Below are 1,186 nucleotides of genomic sequence, written 5' to 3'. Positions count from 1 at the left end.
ACTGCCGACAGCGCCTCCACGGCGTGCTCGGCCACCACGTTCAGCAGAGAACTGGTCAGCCACAACGCGGTCACACGCTGGCTGGTGATGGTGTGCTGCAGAGCGGGAACGTCCAGGTCCCCGGCCGGGGCCACAACGACGGTCCCGCCGCTCAGCAGCGGCACCCACAACTCGTAGGTGGAGGCGTCGAACGCGGCCGGCGAATGCAGCAACACCCGCTCATGCGCCGAGCGGTCGAACCGCGGGTCCAGGGCCAGGGCGGCGACATTGCGGTGCGTCACCACAATCCCCTTGGGCGCACCCGTCGAACCGGAGGTGTACATCACATACGCCGCATCCCCCGCACGCACACCCACCCCAGGCGCCTCACGCTGCTCCTCTCCCCCGGGTGTGGAGTCGATGAGGAACACGTCTGCCGCATCTGCCGGGAGGTGCGGCTGAGACGCCTCGTCCGTCACCATCAGCGTGGCACCGGTGTCGGCCAGGACATGGCGGATGCGGTCGGCCGGGTATCGGGCGTCCAGGGGCACATAGACCGCGCCGGCCTTCATCAGGCCCAGCACCGTGGTGACCGTCGCGATCGAACGCTCCAGAAGCACACCGACCGCGTCACCGGGCCGCACTCCCCTGCCGATCACCTCATGTGCAAGGTGATTGGCACGCGCGTCAAGTTGTGCGTACGTGAGCGTGACGGACCCGTCGGTGACCGCCGGAGCCTCGGGCGTCTCAGCCACCTGCCGCACGAACAGCTCACCCAGGGAGACATCCGGCACGGCACACGCCGTGTCGTTGAACTCGACCACAGCACGACGGTGTTCGTCCGGGGTGAGGATGTCGAGGTCGGCCAGAGGACGGCCGGGCTCGGACACGGCCTCATTCAACAGCCGTAGCCACCGCTCGAACAGCGCCTGCACGGTCGGCGCGTCGTAGATGTCGCTGGAGTACTCGACGGCACCGCTGATGCCCTGCGGCTCACCATGGGCACCACGCTGCTCGGCGAGGCTGAAGAACAGGTCGAACTTCGCCGTCCCCGTCCGCCCGGGAGCCACATCGATCGTCAGACCGGGAAGCCGGAAACTCGCCTCGGGCGCGTTCTGGAGCGCCAGCATGACCTGGAACAACGGGTGGTGCGACAGGGTGCGGGCCGGGTTGAGCAACTCCACCAGGTACTCGAAGGGCACGTCCT

The 1,186-nt window shown here is 68.0% G+C and carries 1 protein-coding gene; it reads right to left on the bottom strand.

Annotation, left to right across the window (positions count from 1 at the left end; all coding sequences use genetic code 11):
* Positions 1-1,163, bottom strand: a 1,163-nt coding sequence (locus ACFC02_RS42745) for an AMP-binding protein (protein ID WP_376368467.1), incomplete at its 3' end; no start/stop codon positions are given.
* Between the last annotated feature and the right edge of the window lie 23 nt (positions 1,164-1,186).

It is taken from the genome of Streptomyces sp. NPDC056160, from assembly GCF_042268205.1.
Taxonomy (GTDB): domain Bacteria; phylum Actinomycetota; class Actinomycetes; order Streptomycetales; family Streptomycetaceae; genus Streptomyces.
This window is presented reverse-complemented; position numbering and strand designations above follow the sequence as displayed.